Below are 23,824 nucleotides of genomic sequence, written 5' to 3'. Positions count from 1 at the left end.
AATGGATCACATAATCACATATTTGAAATATGGTAATCGCTTTGTAAGTATTGAGCACACGCAACAGCATGGCAAAGATATTATTCATGGATTAGTATTAAAGAAAAAGAAAAATGAACTTTATATTGAAAAGAGTTTTTCTGAAAATACGATTACTGAGTTAAAGCGAATTATTTCAAAAAACAAGTCCGTGAACTTGGTTATCAATACTAATGCAGTATTAACCAAAATGGCGAGAACCAAATCCACTGATTTATTAAAGTTAGCACATTTAAGCTTCCCTAATATAAAAATTAATGATTTCTATGTTGAAATTCTAAATCAGGGTGATATTCATTTTGTTTCAATATGTAGAAAATCTTATATAGAAAATTTAATCAAAGATTACAGTTCAAACGGCATTACAATTGTAGATTTTTCCCTCGGAAATTTAATTGCTTCAGAGCTAACTCCTTTTATTGAATTCGAATCTTTTTTTTCTTCAAACGCAGAGTTACATATTGAATCGAATAAAATAACAGAAATAACAACTCTTGATGCAGACAAGGAATATGAATACAACATTAATGGTCTGTCGATCATAAGCACCCAACTATTAAGTTTTGCGGCTGTACTTCGAAAACTCTCCAAAAACAAGACTACAATTACTAGTTTTAGTAATAGATCGTCTGAGTTGTTGTCATCCTTTAATCAAAAATTATTTGCAACTCAATTTCTTAAAATTGGACTTAGCATTTTATTTATTTTACTCCTTATAAATTTCTTGTTCTTTAACCACTATTACAATGAGCTTAGCGCGCTAAAAGGAACTTCTCAGATATTGGAGACCTCAAAAGAGAAAATGTTGAGCCTCAACCAAAGCGTACAACAAAAAGAAAAAATGGTTAGCGATATTCTTAAACACAGTTCGTCAAAAAGTTCTTACTACATCAATGCCATAATAAATCAACTACCCGAATCCATATTACTAACTGAATGTAATTACCAGCCTGTATTTAAACGTATTAAAGATGGTAAGCCTATTGAATATGAAAAGAATACAATTATTATATCTGGGAGAATAAGTGATAGGAATTATTTTTCGCATTGGATATCGCAATTAGAAAATTATGATTGGGTTAGATCGGTCAATATAACAGTTTTCGAAGATCTGGATAAGTCAACCTCAAAATTTACAATTAGAATAGACATTCATGAAAAACCAAAGGACTAAAAATATTGTTTTAGTAGGTAGTTTTATTCTAGTCGTTTTTATAGCCTACAAATGCGCCTTTTCAAATACTTATATTATTAAACAAGAACTACAAATGTTACAAAAAGAGGCATCTGTGTTTGATAACATTCCATTGGAAATTTCACGTTTAAAACAAAAGGAACACTATTTTGATTCTATTTTATCTGAATATAAACTAACTGATAGTTCAATTCAGAATAATATGCTGGGTACCATCAATGAATTTGCGTCTAGCCATAACCTGAGTGTTATTGAATTTATAAAACTTCATAAAATTGAACAAAATGAACTAGAGATCAACACCTATAAATTTACAATTCAAGGTAGCTATAACGAGATTATAACTTTGGTGCATCAATTAGAACAACGCACAAAATTTGGGGAGATTTTTAATTTAAAATTCGTAAGGAAAAAGAATTACAAAACAGGTAGGTATTACTTGCAAGCCCATATTCTTATTAGTTGTTATGCTTAAAACAAAGTATCTAAAATTGCGAGAACTAAAGTCTAGAAAATGTGAAATTCGCATTTCATCCCAATTGTAAATATTTTAAAGACTATCTATTAAAAGGTCTTTCGAATAAATTGATTTTGATTCGTACAATGCTTTAGCTATTTCCCAATACAAAAATTTGCAAAAATATTGCCTAATAAATCATCATTGGTTATTTCACCTGTGATCTCTCCGAAGTGGTAAAGTGCCTGACGAATATCTATAGCCAAAAGGTCGCCTGATAATCCGGTTTCTAGCCCGTGTTGAACCTTATTGATTTCTTCAAAGGCCTTTAATAAAGCATCGTAGTGCCGGGTGTTGGTAACAATAGTTTCGTTATTTCTTAATGCACCAGTATTTATGAGTTTCAATAATGAATTTGTTAATTGCTCAACGCCAAATCCAGTTTTAGCCGATAATAGCAGCACATCTGGAATTGTAGTATTAATATTAGCCAACTGACCATCTTCCAATTGATCAATTTTATTTGCAATCACCAATAGTGGTTTCTGTGAGTATTTATTGCGAATCTTTTCGATTTCAATTCTAACACTTTCAAGATTATTAATTTGAGTCAAGGCATCAAATAAATATATCGTCACCTGAGACTGCTCGATCTTTTCAAAAGTCTTTTTGATACCTATACTTTCTACGATATCTTGAGTATCTCTAATCCCCGCAGTATCAATAAATCTGAAGCCAATTCCGCCGATTGATATTTCATCTTCAATAGTATCTCTAGTTGTACCCGCAATCTCTGAAACAATGGCTCTATCTTCATTCAAAAGCGCATTTAATAACGTCGATTTACCAACATTTGGCTCGCCAACTATAGCAACAGGGATTCCATTTTTAATCACATTACCCACTGCAAACGAGTCAATCAAGCGCTTCAAAACGAAAATAATTCGACTTATAAGCTCTTTGAATTGTGTTCTATCAGCAAACTCAACATCCTCTTCAGCAAAATCTAACTCGAGTTCAATCAAAGAAGCAAAATTTAATAGTTCTTCTCTCAACTTGGCAATTTCAGATGAAAATCCACCACGCATTTGCTGCATTGCAATCTGATGAGAAGCTGCATTATCACTAGAAATAAGATCGGCAACCGCTTCAGCCTGACTCAAATCTAATTTGCCGTTTAAAAATGCACGCAATGTAAATTCACCAGCAGTGGCCATTCTACAACCCAGTCTTAAAAACAACTGTATTATTTCTTGCTGAATATAAGCCGAACCATGGCACGATACCTCAACCACATCCTCACCAGTATATGAATTTGGATTCTTGAAAACCGACACTAAAACCTCATCAAGTGTTTTTTCACCATCAATAATATGACCCAAGTGGATGGTATGTGTAGCCTGCTCATTTAGATTTTTATTGGAAACCGATCGAAATGCTTTTGAAGCAATTTCAATAGCCAATTTGCCTGATAATCTAATAACGGCAATGGCACCGCTACCCGAAGGTGTTGCTAAGGCTACAATAGTATCGTTGTGCATAATTAATAATTTAATGCAAAAGTATTGCAAAATATGAGATTCAGGCTGTAAGTAATAAGTATTTTAAGATTTAATTCACATCCCCTTTTTAGGTGTTTTAAGCTTTGTTTTTATATTTGTGAAGCTAAATTTTTACTTATGAAATCAATATATGTTTTATTCATCGCAGTTTTGTTTTTTTCGTGCAAAACTGAATCTAATCCAATAGACGGTTATTTAGTTGAAGGTGAAGCGCCTGGTGTTTACAATGGAATACGAACTTACATTACTTTACCAGATGCCAGAGGTATTCAAAAACCTATAGACACCGCAATTGTGATGAATGAAAAGTTTGTTTTTGAAGGGAATATCGAAAATCCGGGGCAATATTATCTAAAGGTTGATAATGTTCAGCAGCCGATCCCTTTTATTCTATCAAATGAAAAGATTACCGTAAAAATCAATAAAGAAGATGCTAATGCTTCTGAAATTATTTCAACCAACAACGATGAGTATAAAAAGTTCAATGACGGGTTACAATCTGTTGTTGCTGAATTACAAGAATTAAGTAAAGAAAGGCGTTTAGCGGTATATAATAAAGATACAGCAAAGGCTGAAGAGCTGTTAGAAAAACTTCAAAATGAGCAAAGTAGAGTTGTAGATTATGGCTTCGACTTCATAAATAATAATCCTAACAGTGTGGTTTCTTTAGTATTACTAGACCAGCAAACACGAGTTCGTGGAATCGATGGTGAAAAAGTGCAAAAAGCTTACGATAATCTAAGTGATGAGCTAAAAGCAACTACCAAAGGGAAAAGCCTGAATTCAATTGTAAAAACTCTTGTTGAACAAAGTAGAAAAGAAGCTGCTTTAGCCATTGGTAAAATTGCACCTAACTTTGAAGCTCCTAACCCAGACGGTGAAATGATCAGTCTTGATGATATTAAAGGAAAAGTAACTATTATCGATTTCTGGGCGGCTTGGTGTGGGCCTTGTCGACAAGAAAATCCGAATGTGGTTAGAATCTACGAAAAATATCATGATCAAGGTTTAGAGATTATTGGTGTTTCTTTAGATGGGCAAGCCAGACAACCTAATGCCAGACAAGCTTGGTTGAGTGCTATTGAGAAAGATGGCTTAACTTGGAATCATGTATCTAACCTCAAATATTTTAACGATCCGGTTGCGAAATTATACAATATACAAGCAATACCAGCCACATTCATTTTAGATAAAGATGGTAAGATTGTAGACAGAAATCTTAGAGGAATACGTCTCGAAAACAGAATCAAAGAACTCATTGAGGCTCAATAATCTGTTAGCCTAACTTTCCGGTTTTATAAAGAATAAATAGAATTAGTATTGGGATAGCCAATAACCCAATATGACCCAGGTCGGTTTCAAATAGACTAGGTAGAAAAATAAGGGTTACCACATAGCCACCTACCGCACCACCAAAATGGGCGTCATGACCAATATTACCTATTCTGTTTTTCATACCATAAATTGAATATAAAAGATACCCAATACCAAATACATAACCCGGTATTGGAATAGGCACAAAGAACATATATAGATTCATTTCAGGCCTTAGTAGTATAGCTGCATACAAAATTCCTGTTACAGCCCCGCTAGCTCCAACAGCACTATACCAGTATTCTTCTTTATGAAAATATAAGGAGAGAAGATTTCCAAAGATCAAACTAGCCAAATAGATAATAACGAATTTAACTTGTCCTAACTCAACCAATACTGCATTTGCAAAGAAATACAGTGTTAGCATATTAAATAATAAATGTGTGGTATCTACATGAAGAAAGCCAGAACTGAACATTCTGATTTGCTCTCCTCGCCTAATGCCGCCAACATTAAATTTATATTTTTCAAAAAAAGAGCGATCATCAAAGCCCTTTAATGACACCATAACGTTTGCTGCAATTATAGCGATGGTAACAGGATCTAATTCGTACATAGGATATCTATTAAGCCAAATATAATATATTTGCGCTTCAGAAAGAACACGCATTTATGCAACTTATTGCCTACATAATAGTTTATCCTATACTTTGGTTAATTTCCCTATTACCCTTCAGGCTATTATATGTGCTATCTGATATTGTTTGTTTTATTGTTTATAGACTACTAGGCTACAGAAAATCTACAGTAAAAGGTAATATAAAACTCGTTTTTCCTGATAAGTCACCACAAGAAATTAATGCCATTACCAAAAAATTCTACACACATCTTTGTGATCTTTTTCTTGAAATGATAAAAACGCTAAGTATCTCTAGGGCGCAATTAAATAAACGCTTCGTTCTTAAGGATCCAGAGCAAATCAAAAGTTTAGAAAATTCACAGAGTAGCTCTATTTTAATGTTCGGACACTATGCAAGTTATGAATGGTCTATTATGTTGCAATCTCACATTGATATCCCAGGACTTGTGATATACAAACCAATCGCCAATACCTATTTTGATAATTTGGTAAGACGCATTAGATCAAAATATAATACCGAACTCATTAGCTCCCGAAAAGCAATTGGTCGCATCAAAGCCTTGGATCGAAAAGGAGAAAAACGCATGATTGCCTTCCTAAGCGATCAGTCACCAAAATTAAAGGTTAACAATGTATGGCTCGAATTTATGGGAATTAACGTACCCTGTTTTATAGGTGCCGAATCTGTTGCTAAGAAATACAACTATCCTATCGGATTTCTGAAAATTGACAAAGTAAAACGCGGACATTATGAAGCCGAAATTGTACCGCTTTCTGAAAATCCAAACGAGGAGTCTGAATTCAAAATAACGCAAAAATTCAATCGTCTTTTAGAAGAACAAATAAGAACGAAGCCTGAATATTATTTGTGGACGCATAAACGCTGGAAGCATAAAGATAATGCGCCTAGTCAAGATTAAACCATTGATCAACATTAGTGGCGTTACAAGGCTTATTGATCAGTGATTTGTGAACAAATTCATTATTACATCGCGAGTATTCATAGTCCTTTTCCCATGACTTGTGATTTTTTGCTAATGCAATAATACTGTCGCACACAAACTCAATTTCTTCATTTGTAGTTGTTGGATGGATAGACATACGTATCCAACCCGGTTTACGAACTAGATCTCCAATAGAAATTTCATCTGTTAGTTCTTTAGACGTCTGCTGGTCTACATGCAATAAGAAATGCCCATAAGTCCCTGCACAACTGCATCCACCGCGTGTTTGAATGCCAAACCTATCATTTAACAACTTAACACCAAGGTTATAATGAAGATCATCTATGTAGAATGAAATTACTCCTAGCCTATCCTTATGTTGACCTGCAAGGATATTTATATTCTTAATCGGATCTAATTTCTTAAAAATGATATCTATGAGCTGGTGTTCGCGTTCAAGGATATTTGAAACACCCATTTGCTCTTTCAATTTAATTGAAAGTGCTGTTTTTATAGTTTGTAAGAATCCTGGAGTACCACCATCTTCACGATCCTCAATATCATCTATATATTTGTGCTCGCCCCAAGGGTTAGTCCAACTTACGGTACCTCCACCAGGACAGTCGGGCACCATATTATTGTATAATTCTTTATTGAAAACTAATACCCCAGATGTACCAGGCCCACCCAAAAACTTATGAGGAGAAAAGAAAATTGCATCGAGTTGTGCGTCTTTTTCTTCAGGATGCATATTGATCTCTACATAGGGTGCTGAGCATGCAAAATCAACAAAGCAAACGCCACCGTGTTTATGCATTAATTTTGCAACCTCATGATAAGGTGTTTGAATTCCTGTAACATTAGAACCTCCAACAATAGAGCATATTTTTAAGGTTCTGTTTTTATGTTTTTGAAGAAGCTTTTCTAAATTATTTAGGCTGAAAAGACCGTCATTATCTGGTGGAACGACTTCAACCTTTGCCATTGTTTCTAACCATGAGGTCTGGTTAGAATGATGCTCCATGTGTGAAACAAATACTACTGGTCGAATTTCATCAGGAATGTCAGCATAAGGTCGTAAATTTTCAGGGACTTTCAATCCAAGAATACGCTGAAATTTATTAACCACACCCGTCATCCCATTTCCGCAAACAATGAGAACATCATCTTCATTAGCATTAACGTGGTCCTTGATAATATGCTTTGCCTTATGGTAAGCTTTTGTCATTGCCGTACCAGAAACGGTCGTCTCTGTATGCGTATTGGCAACAAATGGACCGAAGTCATTTAACAGCTTTTCTTCTATAGGTCTATATAAGCGACCAGAAGCCGTCCAGTCTGTATAGATAATTCTTTGCTCTCCGAAAGGTGACATGAAGGTCTGATCCTGACCGATAATATGCGATCTGAATTGGCTAAAATAAGCCTCCAAATTATTGATATCACTTTTCTTAATGTCAGTAATCAGGGCCATAAATGAGTGTTAGGTTCGTTTCAAAGATACTAATTATTGGCAACAGCCTCAATTTCTGCTATAAAGCGATCGGCTAATGCATCGGCAGCCTCTTGTGAAGGCGCTTCTGTATAAATTCTTATAATTGGTTCTGTGTTACTTTTTCTTAAGTGTACCCAACTGTCAGCAAAATCAATCTTTACGCCATCTATCGTAGTCAACTTTTCGTGACTGTAGTTAGACTCCATAGTACTCAAAATAGCATCTACATCTAATTCGGGCGTTAATTGAATCTTCTTTTTACTCATAAAATAGTTCGGATAACTAGCTCTTAATTCACTAACCGTCATTTTACTTTCAGCCAATAAACTTAAAAATAGAGCCACACCAACAAGTGCATCCCTTCCGTAGTGTAGTTCAGGGTAAATAATACCACCATTACCTTCTCCTCCAATAACTACTTTGTTTTTCTTCATTAGCTCCACAACATTCACCTCACCTACCGCACTAGCTTCGTACATACCTCCATGTTTTTCGGTAACGTCTCTTAAGGCTCGCGTGGAGCTCATATTACTCACCGTATTTCCGGGAGTTTTGCTCAATACATAATCGGCACAAGCAACTAGTGTATATTCTTCACCAAACATATCGCCTTTCTCATCCATAAATGCTAATCGGTCAACATCAGGATCTACAACGATACCAAAATCAGCATGATGCTTTACAACAGCTTCTGCCAAATCTCCCAAATGCTCTTTTAATGGTTCTGGATTATGTGGGAAATGACCAGTAGGATCACAGTATAATTTCACTGGGTGTACACCTAATCGATCTAATAATAATGGAATAGCTATTCCTCCCGTTGAATTAACTCCATCAACGACTACCTTAAACTTAGCGGCTTTAATGGCCTTCGTATTTACAAGAGGTAATTTTAGAACCTCATCAATATGCATATCGATGTAAGCGTCATTTCTGGTAATCTTCCCGAGGTGGTCTACCTCAGCAAAGATCATATTATCAGACTCTGCAATCTCTAAGATCTTCTGTCCTTCAGCACCATTCAAAAACTCGCCTTTGTGATTCAATAGTTTTAAGGCGTTCCACTGCTTTGGATTATGACTCGCCGTGAGAATAATTCCACCATCAGCATGTTCCATTGGAACCGCCATTTCAACGGTCGGCGTTGTTGACAGTCCGACATCTATAACATGAATCCCTAACCCTACTAAAGTATTCATTACCAAACTCTGAATCATTTCTCCCGAAAGCCGCGCATCTCTTCCAACTACTACTCTGTAATTTTCTTTATTGCGTTGTTGTTTGATCCAAGTACCATAGGCAGCAGCAAATTTTACTGCATCAATTGGAGTTAAATTATCCTCAACAGCACCACCGATTGTACCGCGAATTCCTGATATAGATTTTATTAATGTCATAGATTTTCCATTTTCAGCAAATATAATATCTAAAACCTATTTTGTTATTATGAATTTGTAAATTCGACGAATGAATTTTCTTGCCCATATATACCTATCTAATAATGATGAATTGATCACAATTGGTAATTTTATGGCTGATGGTGTAAGAGGGAATAAATTCAAAATATATTCAGACGAAGTGCAAGTTGGTATTCGATTGCACAGAGCTATCGATACCTTTACTGATGCGCATCCAACTTTCAGAAAAAGTACGAAGCGATTGCACAAAAACTACGGCCATTACAGCGGTGTTATTGTAGATATATTTTATGATCATTTTTTAGCTAAAAACTGGAATACCTATTCAGACGTACCCTTAGCAGAATTTGTTAATGATTTTTATCAAAGTTTGAATAAACACTTCGATATTCTACCGTTACGATATAAAAACATGACGCCTTACATGATTGAAGGTAATTGGCTTTTAAGTTATGCCAGTATCGATGGTATTCAGTCCGTTCTCAATGGCATGAATAGAAGAACAAAGGGACAGTCCAAGATGAACGAAGCCACCAAGGAGCTTAGATTATTTTACAAAGAATTTGAAGAAGACTTCACCTCATTTTTTGAAGAACTCATAAAATTCAGCACTAATAAACGTTTAGAACTTATACAACTTTACAACCTATGATGCGTACAGCCCTTTTCTTATTGATCCTTCTCACCTTTTCAAATTGTAAAAACGAACCTACTGCTGTTATATCGCAAACCAAAAATAGAGGTCTAATTACTGAAAGTGCAATGGTCGTAAGTGCCCGAAAGGAAGCCTCTGAAATTGGTGCTGCCATTTTAAAACAGGGTGGTAATGCATTCGATGCCATGATGGCCACAGAGCTCGCGCTTGCGGTATGCTATCCTTATGCAGGAAATTTAGGAGGTGGCGGTTTCCTTGTTTACCGTATGGCAGATGGCACTAAAGGTGCATTAGATTACAGGGAAAAAGCTCCAATTGCTGCCTCTAAACACATGTATTTAGATGAAAATGGTGATGTTATCAAAGATCTCAGTACTGTTGGAAGTATGGCTATTGGTGTGCCAGGAACCATCGCCGGTATTTTCAAAGCACAAGAAAGATTTGGTAACTTAGACGTACAAACGATTATAAAACCTGTTATTGAACTAGCCCGAAATGGTTATAGGGTAACAGATAAGCAAGAAAAAAGAATTGCCAATTACGACAGTATTCTTAAAGCTGTAAATGGGAAAACCATTATTTACAATGATAGTCTTAATGCTGGTGAAATTGTTGTTAATCCTGAATTAGCAAAAACCTTAGAGCGACTTGCTATCAACGGTGCCGATGAATTCTACAAGGGAGAAACGGCACAAAAATTAGTTGATTTCCTAAATTCTAAAGGCAGTATCATAACCATCGAGGATCTGAACAAATACGAAGCAAAATGGCGCGATCCAATTACCTTTGAATATGATGATCTTACAATTACATCAATGTCACCACCTTCCTCAGGTGGTATATGTTTAGGACAAATCATGAAGATGATTGAACCCTACGACCTTGAAGATTATGGACATAATTCCTTTAAAACAATTCAGGTATTAGTAGAAGCTGAAAAACGTGCTTACGCCGACCGAAGCCACTATCTGGGAGATCCTGATTTCGTAGACATACCCGTTCAAGCTTTATTAAGTGATATTTATCTCGAAGACCGCATGCAAAAGTTTTCTTTTGGAAATCCTACGCCGGTAGATTCCATCAGTCATGGTCATATAGTAGGGTATGAAAGTGAGGAAACAACCCACTACTCTATTGTTGATCAGTTTGGAAATGCCATCGCAGTTACCACAACTTTAAATGGTGGCTATGGATCAAAACTATTTGCAGATGAACTTGGGTTTTTCTTGAATAATGAAATGGATGATTTTAGCAGCAAACCTGGTGAACCCAATTATTATGGACTTATCGGCGCTGAGGCCAATAGTATTGCTCCAGAAAAACGAATGCTAAGTTCCATGACTCCAACAATAATTGAGAAAGATGGTGATTTTTATATGACGCTAGGAACGCCTGGCGGATCTACAATAATAACTTCTGTTTTACAAACCATTTTAAACGTTCATGAATTTGGATTAACCATGCAAGAAGCTGTGGATGCACCGCGCTTTCACAACCAATGGTTACCCGATGAAATTAGAATGGAACCAGATTCGTTCAACAATGAACTCAAGAAACAGCTAGAAGAACTCGGCTACTTTATCAACGAAACTAAAACTCCAGTTATTGGCAAAGTAGACGGGATTTTAAAACTAGATACAGGTCAGTTTGAAGGTGGTGCAGACCACAGAGGTGATGATACAGCCGTTGGGTTTTAACATTGTTTTAGAAGATTAGAACGGTCTAAATTGTATATTTATAGACACTAACAATTCTTTTTGTATTACCACTAAAACCAACCAAAATGCGACATCTTTTTGTACTTTCAGCATTCTGCTATTCATTATTTAGTTTTTCCCAAGGCACACAATTATTAAGACAACCTACATTACACGGCGATGACGTTGTTTTCGTTTATGCTAACGATCTATGGAAAGCCTCTACAAACGGTGGAACAGCCATAAGGCTGACTAGCGATGATGGCTATGAATCAAATCCGCACTTTTCAAATGATGGGAAAATGATTGCCTTTACGGCCCAATATGATGGTAATGTCGATGTTTTCGTTATTCCTTCTGAAGGTGGTGAACCAAAGCGATTAACTTATCATCCTAGCGGTGATATTGTTCAAGGCTGGACTCCAGATGGAAAAGTACTATTTCGCTCTGGTCGCGAGGCACAACCAACCATGACTAACAAATTCTTTACTGTTTCGACTAATGGTGGTTTACCTGAGGCATTAGATATTCCGAGAGCAGCTTATGGGGAAATTTCCTCTGATGGCAAACATATTGCCTACACGCCCATCACAGGTTGGGATGCCGAATGGCGAAATTATCGTGGTGGACAAGCCATGCCAATTTGGGTTGTAGATATGAAGACTAAAGATCTCATACGAACGTCACAACCTACCAAGGAACGTCACTTAGATCCTGTATGGTTAGATGGAATAGTTTATTTTATGTCCGAACGTGATTACACAATGAATATTTGGTCCTTTGATCCTTCAACGAAGGAAGAAAAGCAAATTACCTTTCACAAGAAATTTGATGTAAAAAGTTTAGATGCCAGTTCCGATAAGATCATTTATGAACAAGGTGGGTATTTACATATGTATGACCCCAATTCAGGAAATACGAAACAATTAAATATTGATGTTAAGGCAGATCTTAACTTTTACAGAACTAAGTGGGATAATGTATCAGGTTTTCAATTATCAAATCCGAACATTTCCCCAAAAGGAAAACGTGCCATTTTTGAGCATCGTGGTGAAATTTTCACAGTTCCAAAAGATAAAGGAACATGGATGAATCTCACGAATTCTCCAGGTGTCGCAGACCGTACTCCTATTTGGTCACCAAAAGGTGATAAAGTCGCATGGTTCTCAGATAAAAGTGGCGAGTATCAATTGATGTTAGCGGACCAGGATGGGCAAAATGCTGAAGCCATAAAATTGCCGAAACCTACGTTCTATTTTCAGCCAGATTGGTCACCAGATGGCAAATACATTGCTTACACCGATACACATTTTAATATCTGGATCATCGATCTAGAAACGAAAAAAACGAAGCAAATAGACACCGATCGCTATGCACATCCTGTGCGTTCTATGAATCCTAAGTGGTCGCCAGATAGTAAATGGATTGCTTATGCCAAGCAACAAGACAGTCATTTCAAAGCCATTTTTGTATACAATATAGACACCAAAAAAACAATTCAGATCACAGACCCAATTGCAGATGCTATTACACCAGTCTGGGATGCTTCGGGTAAATATATTTACACTTTAGCTAGCACTAATTATGGCCTACTAACGGGTTGGTTAGACATGAGTAACTATGATCCTGGCGCAAATCTTAGACGAAGTCTTTATGCCATTGTATTAAGTGCTGATGACGACGCACCGAATCTTCCTAAAAATGATATGGCGGAAGTTGAAAAGAAAAAAGACGATAAAAATGAGGATGATAAAAGTGAAAAGAATGGTGATAAATCATCAAATGGTGTTACGGTTAAAATTGACGAGAATGGTATTTTCGATCGTGCTGTGGCCTTAGACCTTCCTGCAAGGAATTATGTAGCCCTTCTAAAAGGACCTAAACACACCGTTTTTATTGCTGAGTCAATTCCGAATACAAATGGTTTAAAAGTACATTCTTACGATGTAGAAAAGGAAAAGGCTACTGATTTTGCAGATGGTGTATCTCAAATGGTAGCTTCTGATGATCGCGGATCAATCTTGCTTAATAAGCGTGGAAGCTGGGTTTTAACCAAAACATCTGCACCACCAAAGCCCGGTAAAGACAATTTAAAGATTAATATTAAAATCAAACTAGATCCAAAAGCCGAAGCGCATCAAATATTTAAGGAAGGTTGGCGCTATATGAGAGACTTCTTGTATGTAGATAATGTGCACGGTGCACCTTGGGATGAAGTGTATAAATGGTATGCTCCATGGATTGATCATGTGCGTCACAGAACAGACTTAAATTACGTAGTAGATATTATGAGTGGTGAAGTTGCTGTAGGACATTCTTATGTTTCAGGTGGTGATTTCCCAGAAGTGGATAATGTTTCGGTTGGCTTATTAGGTTGCGATTTTGAAGTTGAAAACGGCAACTATAAAATTTCAAAAATTTATACTGGTGAACGTTGGAATCCTAATTTTGAAGCACCACTTGCTAAGCCAGGTATTAACGTAAATGAAGGTGATTACCTTATTGCAATTAATGGTAAGTCACTCAATGCCAATACTAATCCTTATGAACTCTTAGAGCAAACGGCCGGAAGGGAAATTAATATCACCGTAAATTCTACGCCATCTGCTACAAATGCCAGAACAGTTCTGGTTAAGCCTGTTTGGAATGAAAGGAGTTTAAGAAGCATCGATTGGATTGAAGGTAACCGAAGAAAAGTGGATGAATTATCAAATGGTAAATTGGCCTATGTTTACGTCCCGAACACAGGTGGCGGCGGATTTACTTCGTTTAACCGCTACTACTTCTCACAACAAGACAAAAAAGGTGTTATCATTGATGAACGCAATAACGGTGGTGGTTCCGCTGCTGATTATATGATCGATGTTATGTCTCGCGAACTCTTTGGCTATTTCAATAGCAAGGCTGGAGATAATCGACCTTGGACGACTCCAATGGCAGGTATTTGGGGACCTAAAGTAATGCTCATCAACGAGCGTGCTGGTTCAGGTGGTGACCTCTTACCTTATATGTTTAAGATGAAAAACATCGGGCCATTAATTGGAACAAGAACATGGGGTGGATTAGTAGGAACATGGGATACACCTCGTTTTATCGATGGTGGTCGCATGGTGGCACCGCGTGGTGGTTTTTATGATATCGACGGTAAATGGGCTGTTGAAGGCGAAGGTGTAGCTCCAGATATTGAAGTTATTCAAGAGCCGAAACAAACATCAATCGGAAACGATCCGCAATTAGAGCGCGCTGTTCAGGAAGCAATGAAGTTATTAAAGAACAATGAGTTTGAATTAAAACCAGAACCAGCAGCTCCGATTCGTTGGAAACGCCCTTCAGGTTACAAATCAGACAATTAATGATGTTTCAAAATTAATGGCATTCATTGAACAACTAAAATCGCAGTTCGAAGCACATAAAAATCCTTCACACGCACTGCAAATGCAGGCTTACATGAAACATCTGTTTCCTTTTTATGGGATTAGATCTCCACAACGGAAAGCTATTCTTAGGGAGGTTTTTAAGGCGGAAAAAGAGGATGTCAACGCTAACTGCAGAAGCATTGTCAATTCGTTGTTTCAAATGAATGAACGCGAACTCCAATATTGTGCTATGGAAATCGCGTCTAAAGTTCTTCGAAGAAAATATGTAGTCTCAGATTTTGAGTTTATCACAAATCTGATTACCACAAAATCGCATTGGGATACCGTCGATTATATCGCGAAGCATTTGCTTGGCCAATATATCTTGATGTTTTGGGATGATCGACATCGGCTAATTAGTACGCTCTCAGAAGCAGACCATATGTGGCTTAATCGATCGGCGATTCTATTTCAATTAGGATATAAAGCGCAAACAGATGAAGCCATATTGTTTGATATGTGCAAAGCTCATGCGCATTCAAATGAATTCTTTATCAAAAAAGCAATTGGTTGGGCATTGCGCGAGTATGCTAAGACCAATCCACATTCAGTTAGGGAGTTCACTTCAAAAGTACAATTAAAACCATTAAGTATGCGTGAAGCATTGAAACATATAAAATAAGTGTATGTCATACGATATTGTTGTCTTAACCGATCATAAACACGCCTATCCGGAGAAAATTGACGACTACACAAAAAATGTAATTGCAGAAGATGCTTTGGTTGTCAATGCACTTTCAAGTTTTGGTCTCAAAGTTATACGTCTTGCTTGGAGCGACCCTCATTTCGATTGGTCTTCAACTAAAGCGGTTTTATTCAGAACAACATGGGATTATTTTGATGATTTCGAAAAGTTTTCTGATTGGTTAAATCAAATTTCAAAAGTAACAATGCTGATTAATTCTGAAGCTTTGATCCGCTGGAATATCGACAAGCATTATTTGGCTGATCTTCAAAAAAATGGTGTCCATATCGCTGAGACTTTGTTCATTGAAAAAGGAACGACTAGGAGTTTGAATGATTTGCATGAAGAAACTGGGTGGACTAACACCGTCTTGAAGCCATGCATATCTGGTGCTGCCAGACACACCTATAAATTAACAGCTGAAAATAGAGCTGCTCACGAAGACCTATTCAGAACCTTGATTGCAAAGGAATCGATGATGTTACAGCCTTTTCAGGAACGTATTGTTTCAGAAGGTGAAATTTCAATGATGGTATTTAATGGTCAGTTTACTCATGCTATTTTGAAGACAGCTCAGGCTGGAGATTTTAGAGTTCAAGATGATTTTGGTGGCTCTGTTCATAATTATACACCTTCGAAGGCAGAAATTAAATTCGCTGAAAATACAGTAATGGCATGTGATGAAGCACCCTTATATGCCAGAGTTGATATTTTTAATGACAACAATGGGAAAATTGCCTTGGCAGAATTAGAACTTATTGAACCCGAACTTTGGTTCAGAAATTATCCTAAAGCTGCAATAATCTTGGCTGAAGCCATTAAAGAAAAACTATCTTTGTTTTAAACATTTCAAACATTGAAAAAAACATCTAAGACTAAGCGCATACTAAAAATCATTGCAGGAATAATTATCTTCTTTACATTGCCTTCACTCCTATTTTTTGGATTTCTATATCTAAAATACAATGAGGATTTGCCCACAGGAACTAAAGGTCAGGAAGCCGATATCTTAGCGTCGAAAATGTTGGAGGCTTTAAATGAAGAAGCCTATTTGAATACAGACTATTTGGAATGGACGTTTAAAGGAAGACATTACTACAAATGGTACAAAACTGACAAAACATGTGAGGTTTCATGGAATGAAATTACCGTGATACTCGATTTACAAAATCGCAAAAAATCTAAGGTGTTTGCCGGCCAACAAGAGTATAATGGTGTTGAAAAACAAGATTACATTCTAAAGGCTGAAGGATTTTTTAATAATGACTCTTTCTGGCTTGTAGCACCATACAAAGTTTTCGACCCTGGCACCGAACGACGCCTAGTCATTTCTGAAGAGGGCGAGAATTCCTTACTTGTAACTTATACATCTGGCGGAACAACACCAGGCGATTCTTATCTATGGCATTTTGATGACACTGGTAAACCTAAGAGTTATCAGATGTGGGTAGATATCTTACCTATAGACGGCCTTGAAGCAACTTGGGATCAATGGACCACTACCGAAAGCGGTGCCCTCTTACCAACATCTCACAAACTGCTGGTATTAGACCTAGATATGGGAGAAGTTAAGGGATTGTCCTTCTAACCATTAATTACATCTATTTCGAACGCTGACCAACAAATTGTTGGGTTTTTAGTTTGAAAAGCACGTTAAAACTGGTCAAACTTCCATAAATACGTGTAATATACTGCTGAAGATCTATTTTTTCTTGCTCCTCCAGATTGCTAGCGTTGATTTTTTGTTCCATTACACGAAGACGATCGCGAACCATTGTAATTTTATGAAAGAATTTATCAATAGGTAATTCACTTGCCTTTAAATTTTCATCGCCAGGTTGCATGATCAATTTGCCACCTTTCCATTTATCTCCGATGGAAACAACTTCAGAAACATCAGACCATTTCTTAAGTATATCACGTAAACTTTTTTCAACTTCGTAAAAACTCACTGTATCCACGTCATCTTCGGCAGCTTCGATAATTTCAAATTCATCATCGAGTTCTAAAGTTTCAAGGCCGTTTTCGATAAATGTCACCCAATAGTGTTTTGAAGTTACGTTGGTTACTACACCTTTACCATATTCAGCGTGATTTATCCTTGAGCCAATTCCTAATAATTTCATATCCTTTGTTATTCCTACAAGTGCAGGATTCTCGTTTTTCGTTAAACTTTATTCAAGGTCTAAAATAAATATTATCAATCAATATGAGGTATTATAGTTTTGTTAATTATCAAGTGAAATTTTCAATTTTTATGTAATTTAATGCAACATTAATCAACCGAACTATGACGCCCCAAAATAAAAATTTCACGGCAGTTGTGCGGCACTAAAAACTCAACTCGAATGGGATTAAACTAGAATTAATCACTGTAGCTAATCCGGTCTCTTATTCCACCACTTTCGCGATGAATAATAACATCAGCCTTATACCGCTTTGCTAAAGTTTTCGCCTTTCTAATTGCTGTACTTTGCTTGCGATGTTTAGAGGTGATACGCTTATTTCCTTCTCTACGAACGGCCCAACCTTCTTCATAAGGCACGACATGCTGATGCCCAGTGCGTTTTTTTGGATTGTGATGACCCAATGCATGAAGTATGGCTTCGATTAGATTTTGAATGGCATTCACCAAAGAATTTCGTTGAGACATTGGTCTTAGTAACTGTGTTGATTTCGGTAAAAATAACAATTAAACTCAATCTATGAACGCTTTAAAGAAACACATTATCCAGCTACATTAATTTTCACAAAAAGAATCAAAATTTCAAAAACATTAGCCCCTTGTTTTGAAGGCCTAAACAACACTTTAAAATTTCATAAACAAAAAGCTCTAAAAGGTTGAAAGTCTTGGAAATTCTCAATATTTTTGCAATATTCTTAATTTAGATGCCTTTTATTATGAAAAAACTATTTTTAACCCTGTTATTTTTAGGATTTTATTTTATCACTTTTGCGCAATCTGAACCAAAAGTGGGAGATATCCTTGTTATTGAAAGCCCGTCATCACATGTCTATAATCATGTGAAGTTTCCAAAATTGAATACGTTAATTAAGCGTGGTAAAGTTGGAAATTACAAAAGTGTGAAAGGAAATGTCGTTGTTGTAGAAGAAGTTGTAGAAGGTAAAGATGGATCAACACACGTTGTTTTAAAAAGAAAAGATGGATCAAAGTTTTTTGGTTATTTGTCAACAGTTAAAGCCAATTATGACAAATCAATTGCTTCAGGAGAAATTTCAGTTAAAAGCTAAGAATTGGCTTAACTTATATCAATACAAGTGCTCTGCAATATGCAGAGCACTTTTTGTTTTTAACTACGATCAATATCAGAATGTTGTATTTACCTTCACTTAAATTTAACAACTAAAATCGTACCTTTGCAACTTCGCTATAAATCATAGAAAACACTGTCCATTAAATGAGTCAATTTGAAGAGTCTATCGAAGTTAAAGGTGCACGAGTTCACAATCTGAAGAATATCGATGTTACTATTCCTAGAGAGAAGCTCGTTGTTATTACCGGACTCTCAGGCAGTGGTAAATCTTCACTAGCCTTCGATACTATTTATGCTGAAGGACAACGCCGTTATATTGAAACTTTCTCGGCCTATGCCAGACAGTTTTTGGGAAGTCTTGAACGACCAGACGTCGATAAAATTGACGGACTTTCACCTGTTATCGCCATTGAGCAAAAGACAACCAGTAAATCACCAAGATCTACCGTTGGTACAATTACAGAAATCTACGATTTTCTACGCCTATTATTCGCAAGGGCTGCCGATGCCTACAGTTATGAAACTGGAGAGAAGATGGTTAGCTACAATGATGAACAAATCAAAGATCTCATCCTAGATTCTTTCAACGGTAAACGCATAAACATTTTGTCGCCTATAATACGTTCAAGAAAAGGGCACTATCGCGAATTATTTGAACAAATTGCCAAGCAAGGTTTTGTGAAGGTGAGAACAGACGGTGAAATTGTTGACCTAGAGAAGGGAATGAAACTCGATCGTTACAAAACACACGATATTGAAATTGTGATCGACCGCCTGAAAATTGACAATTCACAAGACAATGAAAAGCGGTTAATGGAATCCATAAATACCGCCATGTATCATGGCGATGACGTGCTCTTAGTTATTGATCAAGATACCAACGAGGCGCGCTATTTTAGTAGAAACTTAATGTGTCCGTCTTCCGGAATCTCATATCCAAACCCAGAGCCCAACAACTTTTCATTTAATTCACCCAAAGGCGCTTGTCCTAATTGTAATGGTATTGGCGAATTGTATGTTGTGAATGAAAGGAAATTGGTTCCAGACGAATCACTTTCAATAAAAAACGGCGCCTTAGCACCACATGGCCCTGAAAAGAAAAGCTGGATTTTCAAACAGTTTCATACTATCGCTCAACGCTTCGACTTTTCATTAAATGACGCCTGGAAAGACATTCCGGAGGAAGCTAAGCAAATGATTTTATACGGTGGAAAAGACAAGTTCACTGTTGAAAGCAAATTATTGGGTGTGGCCAGAGATTACAACATTGATTTTGAAGGTGTGGCTAATTTCATCGAAAGTCAATATAAGTCAAACTCAACATCATTAGTGCGCTGGGCGAAGGAGTACATGGACAAAGTTGAATGTTCGGTTTGTGAAGGTTCAAGGTTGAAAAAGGAATCGCTCTATTTTAAAGTGGATGGCAAAAACATTGCTGATCTCGTAAAAATGGATGTGGTTGAATTAGGCGAATGGCTTGAAGGTTTAGAAGATCGCCTGTCGGAAAAACAACGGAAAATATCGGCTGAAATTATCAAAGAAATTAAAAACCGTGTACGATTTTTATTGGATGTTGGACTTACCTATTTATCCTTAAACCGCAGTTCTAAATCACTTTCTGGTGGTGAAGCACAACGTATAAGATTGGCAACTCAGATTGGGTCTCAATTGGTTGGAGTCCTTTATATTCTCGATGAACCAAGTATTGGTTTACATCAAAGAGATAACGAAAAACTCATCAATTCCTTGTCGTCATTGAGAGATGTAGGAAACTCTGTAATCGTTGTAGAACACGATAAAGATATGATAGAACGTGCCGATCATGTCATTGATATTGGCCCATTCGCTGGTAAACACGGCGGTGAAATTATTAGTGAAGGCACACCAGAAGAACTGCTGTCGCACGAGACTTTAACGGCTGAATATTTAAACGGGAAAAAAGAAATTGAAGTACCGAAGAAACGACGAAAAGGTAGTGGCAAAAAGATAGTACTTAAAGGCTGTACTGGAAATAACCTTAAAAATGTCGATGTCGAATTTCCTTTAGGAAAAATGATAGGTGTTACTGGAGTTTCCGGAAGTGGTAAATCTACTTTGATTAACGAAACCCTCTATCCTATTCTGAATGCCCATTATTTTAATGGGGTTAAAAAACCAATGCCCTATAAAAGTATAAAGGGCTTAGAGCATATTGATAAGGTTATTGATATCAACCAGTCTCCTATCGGAAGAACACCGCGAAGCAACCCTGCAACCTATACTAAAACCTTTGATGAAATTCGGAAATTATTTGCTCAAATCCCCGAAGCTATGATCCGAGGTTATAAACCTGGTAGATTCAGTTTTAATGTTGCTGGTGGTCGCTGTGAAACGTGTCAGGGTGGCGGATTACGCGTCATTGAAATGAATTTTCTACCAGATGTTTATGTGGAGTGTGAAACATGTCAGGGGAAACGATTCAACAGAGAAACGCTAGAAATTCGCTACAAAGGAAAATCTATCAGTGATGTTCTTAATATGACCATTAATGAAGCAGTAAGCTTCTTTGAACATATTCCAAAAATTTACAGGAAGCTTAAAACCATCCAAGATGTTGGTTTAGGTTATATAACACTCGGACAACAAAGTACAACACTTTCTGGTGGCGAGGCCCAGCGTATTAAGTTGGCTAGTGAATTGAGTAAACGCGATACGGGAAATACCTTTTACATTCTTGATGAACCTACAACTGGGCTTCATTTTGAAGACATTAGAGTATTAATGAAAGTTCTAAATAAACTTGTGGACAAAGGCAATACGGTGCTGATTATAGAACATAACCTAGATGTTATTAAAACGGTTGATTACATAATCGATATTGGCTACGAAGGTGGTAAAGGTGGCGGACAGGTCGTTGCTAAAGGAACTCCTGAAGAAATTATTAAGGATAAAAAAAGCTATACAGCTAAATTTTTATCGAAGGAATTGAAATAATAGTATCTTGTCAGAACGCATTTAAGAAAGTAACCATTTTTGGTTGTGATTTAAGAAACATAAATTATGAGAAAAGAGAGTAAACATAAAGGTTGGAATGAAATAAAAACAAACGACTCCTGGGCGATCTTTAAGATCATGGGCGAGTTTGTAAATGGTTATGAAAAACTGAGTAAAATTGGACCTTGCGTTTCTGTTTTTGGTTCAGCAAGAACCAAACCGAATGATAAATTCTACCAACTTGCAGTAGATGTAGCAAAAAAAATTGTTGAACACGGATATGGTGTAATTACTGGTGGTGGCCCAGGAATCATGGAGGCTGGTAATAAAGGTGCGCATATTGCAGGAGGTACTTCTGTTGGCCTTAATATTGAATTGCCTTTCGAGCAACATGATAATCCCTATATCGATAAAGATAAAAGTCTAGACTTTGATTATTTCTTTGTGAGAAAAGTAATGTTCGTTAAATACTCTCAAGGATTTGTTGTGATGCCAGGAGGATTCGGAACCTTAGATGAACTCTTCGAAGCAATGACACTCATTCAAACCCATAAAATTGAAACCTTCCCCATTATATTAGTTGGAAAAGAATTTTGGGGAGGATTATTTGAATGGATAAAAAATACATTGTTGGAGGCCGGAAATATTAGCCCTAAAGATCTAGATCTATTTCATTTGGTCGACACTGCAGATGAAGTCATCGAAATTCTGAATAATTTCTATAAAGAATATAGACTCAGTCCAAATTTCTAGACAAATTAAACGTTGTATTTAAAGCTATGAAAAAGAAAATACTAAGTTTTTTAACGGTCATTGTATTATTTAATTTTAACGTATCAGGACAAGAAACCTTTAAGGTAATGTTCTATAACTTACTAAATTATCCTGATGAGACGACAATACCAAATCGTGAAGATGACCTCGAATTCATTTTATCAGACACCCAGCCAGATTTATTTTTGGTATGTGAGCTTAACAATGAAACTGGGGCTAATTCAGTTTTGAATATCACCAGAAGTGCCATAAGTTCAAATTTTGAAATGGCGACCTATGCGTCTAACACATCTGATGATTTTTCGGGTGACTCAAATAGCCTTCAAAATTTATTATATTACGACAGTACTAAGTTTATTCTTGAAGATCAAATAATTGTGCCTACAGACCTCAGAGATTTTAATATTTATAAACTCCTACTTAACACGGTTGATCAGGTAACTAACCCGGTAGAACTTTATGTAGTGGTTTGCCATTTAAAAGCCTCTAGTGGTCCTCTCAATGAACAACGACGGTTCGACATGGTCGTGGCATTAGACAATTACTTAAGTACATTACCATCAGATACTAACGTGTTATTAGGTGGTGATCTCAATCTTTATGCAGGGACAGAACCTGCTTTCCAATTACTGCTTCAAGACACCAATAATATAACGTTTACAGATCCCATAAATCGCGTAGGAAATTGGAGCAACAATCCAAATTTTGTTGATGTATTTACGCAATCAACACGTACGCAATCAGGATTGGGTGGCTCATCAGGAGGATTTGATGATCGTTTCGATTTTATTTTAACTTCGGAAAATATGATTTCTACATCGAACATTACATATGTTGATGACTCCTACGAAGTTTATGGTAATAACGGTTTATCAGCTTGTTATAATAGTGCTATAAATTCTTCAAACTGTGCCATTCCGGGATCGCCATATTCATTTGCAGTTAGAGATGCGCTTCATGATTTTAGCGACCACTTACCCGTAATCGTTTCTTTAGAGGCTAACGTTACCTTGTCAGTTTCAGACGCACCGAATATTGCAGATGATTTCAAACTTGAAAGCACCGTGATAAATTCAGAAATAGCCATTCAAATTAATGCTTCAGAATACTATAATCAAACTTTGAATGTATATAATACGCTTGGTCAGGTGGTTAAAAACTTTCAAACAAATTCTAATCAAAAGCAAAACTTTAATGCCAGCGATTTAAGCAATGGAATTTACTTTATTGGATTTTCGCAGTCTAATACTAAACCTTTAAAATTTGTAGTTGCTAATTGATTAGA

20 protein-coding genes are annotated in these 23,824 nt (G+C 36.5%); 14 read left to right on the top strand and 6 right to left on the bottom strand.

Annotation, left to right across the window (positions count from 1 at the left end; genetic code table 11):
• The first annotated feature begins 1 nt into the window (after nucleotide 1).
• Nucleotides 2–1,213: a hypothetical protein gene (locus DDY94_RS11210; protein WP_111684202.1), complete on the top strand. Its 1,212-nt coding sequence runs from the start codon at nucleotides 2–4 to the stop codon at nucleotides 1,211–1,213.
• Nucleotides 1,194–1,709: a hypothetical protein gene (locus tag DDY94_RS11205; RefSeq protein WP_111684201.1), complete on the top strand. Its 516-nt coding sequence runs from the start codon at nucleotides 1,194–1,196 to the stop codon at nucleotides 1,707–1,709. The genes DDY94_RS11210 and DDY94_RS11205 overlap by 20 nt, the downstream gene beginning before the upstream one ends.
• A 137-nt stretch (nucleotides 1,710–1,846) precedes the next feature.
• Here the strand turns inward: DDY94_RS11205 and mnmE are convergent, their stop codons facing one another.
• The gene (mnmE, locus tag DDY94_RS11200) at nucleotides 1,847–3,235 is read right to left on the bottom strand and encodes a tRNA uridine-5-carboxymethylaminomethyl(34) synthesis GTPase MnmE (protein WP_111684302.1); all 1,389 of its coding nucleotides are present in this window, start codon (nucleotides 3,233–3,235) and stop codon (nucleotides 1,847–1,849) included.
• 135 nt (nucleotides 3,236–3,370) lie between these two features.
• Here mnmE and DDY94_RS11195 point away from each other — a divergent pair, with 135 nt between their 5' ends.
• The gene (locus DDY94_RS11195; RefSeq protein ID WP_111684200.1) at nucleotides 3,371–4,525 is read left to right on the top strand and encodes a redoxin domain-containing protein; all 1,155 of its coding nucleotides are present in this window, start codon (nucleotides 3,371–3,373) and stop codon (nucleotides 4,523–4,525) included.
• Nucleotides 4,526–4,529: 4 nt separating this feature from the next.
• Here DDY94_RS11195 and DDY94_RS11190 read toward each other — a convergent pair whose 3' ends face one another.
• On the bottom strand, nucleotides 4,530–5,183 hold the full coding sequence (locus DDY94_RS11190; protein ID WP_111684301.1) for a rhomboid family intramembrane serine protease: 654 nt from the start codon (nucleotides 5,181–5,183) through the stop codon (nucleotides 4,530–4,532).
• 56 nt (nucleotides 5,184–5,239) lie between these two features.
• Here DDY94_RS11190 and DDY94_RS11185 point away from each other — a divergent pair, with 56 nt between their 5' ends.
• Nucleotides 5,240–6,127, top strand: coding sequence for a lysophospholipid acyltransferase family protein (locus tag DDY94_RS11185; RefSeq protein WP_111684199.1), 888 nt, complete (start codon nucleotides 5,240–5,242; stop codon nucleotides 6,125–6,127).
• Here the strand turns inward: DDY94_RS11185 and DDY94_RS11180 are convergent.
• The gene (locus DDY94_RS11180) at nucleotides 6,114–7,625 is read right to left on the bottom strand and encodes an aminotransferase class V-fold PLP-dependent enzyme (RefSeq protein ID WP_111684198.1); all 1,512 of its coding nucleotides are present in this window, start codon (nucleotides 7,623–7,625) and stop codon (nucleotides 6,114–6,116) included. The genes DDY94_RS11185 and DDY94_RS11180 overlap by 14 nt on opposite strands.
• 29 nt (nucleotides 7,626–7,654) lie before the next feature.
• Complete coding sequence (gene glmM, locus DDY94_RS11175) at nucleotides 7,655–9,043, bottom strand: phosphoglucosamine mutase (protein ID WP_111684197.1); 1,389 nt, start codon at nucleotides 9,041–9,043, stop codon at nucleotides 7,655–7,657.
• A gap of 70 nt (nucleotides 9,044–9,113) precedes the next feature.
• On the opposite strand from glmM, the gene DDY94_RS11170 reads away from it, so the two are divergent.
• The 6 genes from DDY94_RS11170 to DDY94_RS11145 all read left to right on the top strand — a co-directional run bounded on the left by DDY94_RS11170 (nucleotide 9,114) and on the right by DDY94_RS11145 (nucleotide 17,105).
• Nucleotides 9,114–9,716, top strand: coding sequence for an acyl carrier protein phosphodiesterase (locus tag DDY94_RS11170; protein WP_111684196.1), 603 nt, complete (start codon nucleotides 9,114–9,116; stop codon nucleotides 9,714–9,716).
• On the top strand, nucleotides 9,713–11,416 hold the full coding sequence (ggt, locus tag DDY94_RS11165; protein WP_111684195.1) for a gamma-glutamyltransferase: 1,704 nt from the start codon (nucleotides 9,713–9,715) through the stop codon (nucleotides 11,414–11,416). Before DDY94_RS11170 ends, ggt begins: the two co-directional genes overlap by 4 nt.
• Before the next feature lie 86 nt (nucleotides 11,417–11,502).
• Nucleotides 11,503–14,769: a S41 family peptidase gene (locus DDY94_RS11160; protein WP_111684194.1), complete on the top strand. Its 3,267-nt coding sequence runs from the start codon at nucleotides 11,503–11,505 to the stop codon at nucleotides 14,767–14,769.
• A gap of 16 nt (nucleotides 14,770–14,785) precedes the next feature.
• On the top strand, nucleotides 14,786–15,454 hold the full coding sequence (locus DDY94_RS11155) for a DNA alkylation repair protein (protein ID WP_111684193.1): 669 nt from the start codon (nucleotides 14,786–14,788) through the stop codon (nucleotides 15,452–15,454).
• A 4-nt stretch (nucleotides 15,455–15,458) separates the two neighbouring features.
• Nucleotides 15,459–16,361, top strand: a complete 903-nt coding sequence (locus DDY94_RS11150; protein WP_111684192.1) for an ATP-grasp domain-containing protein — start codon at nucleotides 15,459–15,461, stop codon at nucleotides 16,359–16,361.
• Between the two features lie 12 nt (nucleotides 16,362–16,373).
• Entirely contained in the window at nucleotides 16,374–17,105 is a 732-nt protein-coding gene (locus tag DDY94_RS11145; RefSeq protein ID WP_111684191.1) for a hypothetical protein, read from the top strand.
• Between the two features lie 13 nt (nucleotides 17,106–17,118).
• Here DDY94_RS11145 and DDY94_RS11140 read toward each other — a convergent pair whose 3' ends face one another.
• Nucleotides 17,119–17,643 carry a hypothetical protein gene (locus DDY94_RS11140; RefSeq protein ID WP_111684190.1) on the bottom strand — a complete coding sequence of 175 codons (525 nt, stop codon included), beginning with the start codon at nucleotides 17,641–17,643 and terminating at the stop codon, nucleotides 17,119–17,121.
• A gap of 239 nt (nucleotides 17,644–17,882) precedes the next feature.
• Nucleotides 17,883–18,170, bottom strand: coding sequence for a DUF2188 domain-containing protein (locus DDY94_RS11135; RefSeq protein ID WP_111684189.1), 288 nt, complete (start codon nucleotides 18,168–18,170; stop codon nucleotides 17,883–17,885).
• Nucleotides 18,171–18,418: 248 nt separating this feature from the next.
• On the opposite strand from DDY94_RS11135, the gene DDY94_RS11130 reads away from it, so the two are divergent.
• From DDY94_RS11130 to DDY94_RS11115, 4 genes are all read left to right on the top strand, one after another.
• Nucleotides 18,419–18,769: a hypothetical protein gene (locus DDY94_RS11130; RefSeq protein WP_157957301.1), complete on the top strand. Its 351-nt coding sequence runs from the start codon at nucleotides 18,419–18,421 to the stop codon at nucleotides 18,767–18,769.
• 167 nt (nucleotides 18,770–18,936) lie between these two features.
• The gene (uvrA, locus tag DDY94_RS11125) at nucleotides 18,937–21,765 is read left to right on the top strand and encodes an excinuclease ABC subunit UvrA (RefSeq protein WP_111684187.1); all 2,829 of its coding nucleotides are present in this window, start codon (nucleotides 18,937–18,939) and stop codon (nucleotides 21,763–21,765) included.
• Nucleotides 21,766–21,831: 66 nt separating this feature from the next.
• Complete coding sequence (locus DDY94_RS11120; RefSeq protein WP_111684186.1) at nucleotides 21,832–22,518, top strand: LOG family protein; 687 nt, start codon at nucleotides 21,832–21,834, stop codon at nucleotides 22,516–22,518.
• A 26-nt stretch (nucleotides 22,519–22,544) separates the two neighbouring features.
• Nucleotides 22,545–23,819 (top strand): T9SS type A sorting domain-containing protein, encoded by a 1,275-nt coding sequence (locus DDY94_RS11115; protein WP_111684185.1) that lies wholly within the window; start codon nucleotides 22,545–22,547, stop codon nucleotides 23,817–23,819.
• The last annotated feature ends 5 nt before the right edge of the window (nucleotides 23,820–23,824 follow it).

This window comes from Winogradskyella tangerina (assembly GCF_003260205.1).
GTDB classification, from domain to species: Bacteria; Bacteroidota; Bacteroidia; order Flavobacteriales; family Flavobacteriaceae; genus Winogradskyella; species Winogradskyella tangerina.
Note: the sequence above shows the minus strand (reverse complement) of the source record. Positions and strands in the feature narration are given on the sequence as shown.

Bases quoted from the DNA above. Each gene is read 5' to 3' on its own strand.
- DDY94_RS11120 (WP_111684186.1), top strand. From the start codon at position 21,832: ATGAGAAAAGAGAGTAAACATAAAGGTTGGAATGAAATAAAAACAAAC.
- DDY94_RS11115 (WP_111684185.1), top strand. From the start codon at position 22,545: ATGAAAAAGAAAATACTAAGTTTTTTAACGGTCATTGTATTATTTAAT.
- DDY94_RS11195 (WP_111684200.1), top strand. From the start codon at position 3,371: ATGAAATCAATATATGTTTTATTCATCGCAGTTTTGTTTTTTTCGTGC.
- DDY94_RS11170 (WP_111684196.1), top strand. From the start codon at position 9,114: ATGAATTTTCTTGCCCATATATACCTATCTAATAATGATGAATTGATC.
- DDY94_RS11210 (WP_111684202.1), top strand. From the start codon at position 2: ATGGATCACATAATCACATATTTGAAATATGGTAATCGCTTTGTAAGT.
- DDY94_RS11185 (WP_111684199.1), top strand. From the start codon at position 5,240: ATGCAACTTATTGCCTACATAATAGTTTATCCTATACTTTGGTTAATT.
- ggt (WP_111684195.1), top strand. From the start codon at position 9,713: ATGATGCGTACAGCCCTTTTCTTATTGATCCTTCTCACCTTTTCAAAT.
- DDY94_RS11160 (WP_111684194.1), top strand. From the start codon at position 11,503: ATGCGACATCTTTTTGTACTTTCAGCATTCTGCTATTCATTATTTAGT.
- DDY94_RS11190 (WP_111684301.1), bottom strand. From the start codon at position 5,183: ATGTACGAATTAGATCCTGTTACCATCGCTATAATTGCAGCAAACGTT.
- DDY94_RS11150 (WP_111684192.1), top strand. From the start codon at position 15,459: ATGTCATACGATATTGTTGTCTTAACCGATCATAAACACGCCTATCCG.
- DDY94_RS11155 (WP_111684193.1), top strand. From the start codon at position 14,786: ATGGCATTCATTGAACAACTAAAATCGCAGTTCGAAGCACATAAAAAT.
- DDY94_RS11140 (WP_111684190.1), bottom strand. From the start codon at position 17,643: ATGAAATTATTAGGAATTGGCTCAAGGATAAATCACGCTGAATATGGT.
- glmM (WP_111684197.1), bottom strand. From the start codon at position 9,043: ATGACATTAATAAAATCTATATCAGGAATTCGCGGTACAATCGGTGGT.
- DDY94_RS11130 (WP_157957301.1), top strand. From the start codon at position 18,419: ATGAAAAAACTATTTTTAACCCTGTTATTTTTAGGATTTTATTTTATC.
- DDY94_RS11205 (WP_111684201.1), top strand. From the start codon at position 1,194: ATGAAAAACCAAAGGACTAAAAATATTGTTTTAGTAGGTAGTTTTATT.
- uvrA (WP_111684187.1), top strand. From the start codon at position 18,937: ATGAGTCAATTTGAAGAGTCTATCGAAGTTAAAGGTGCACGAGTTCAC.
- DDY94_RS11180 (WP_111684198.1), bottom strand. From the start codon at position 7,625: ATGGCCCTGATTACTGACATTAAGAAAAGTGATATCAATAATTTGGAG.
- DDY94_RS11135 (WP_111684189.1), bottom strand. From the start codon at position 18,170: ATGTCTCAACGAAATTCTTTGGTGAATGCCATTCAAAATCTAATCGAA.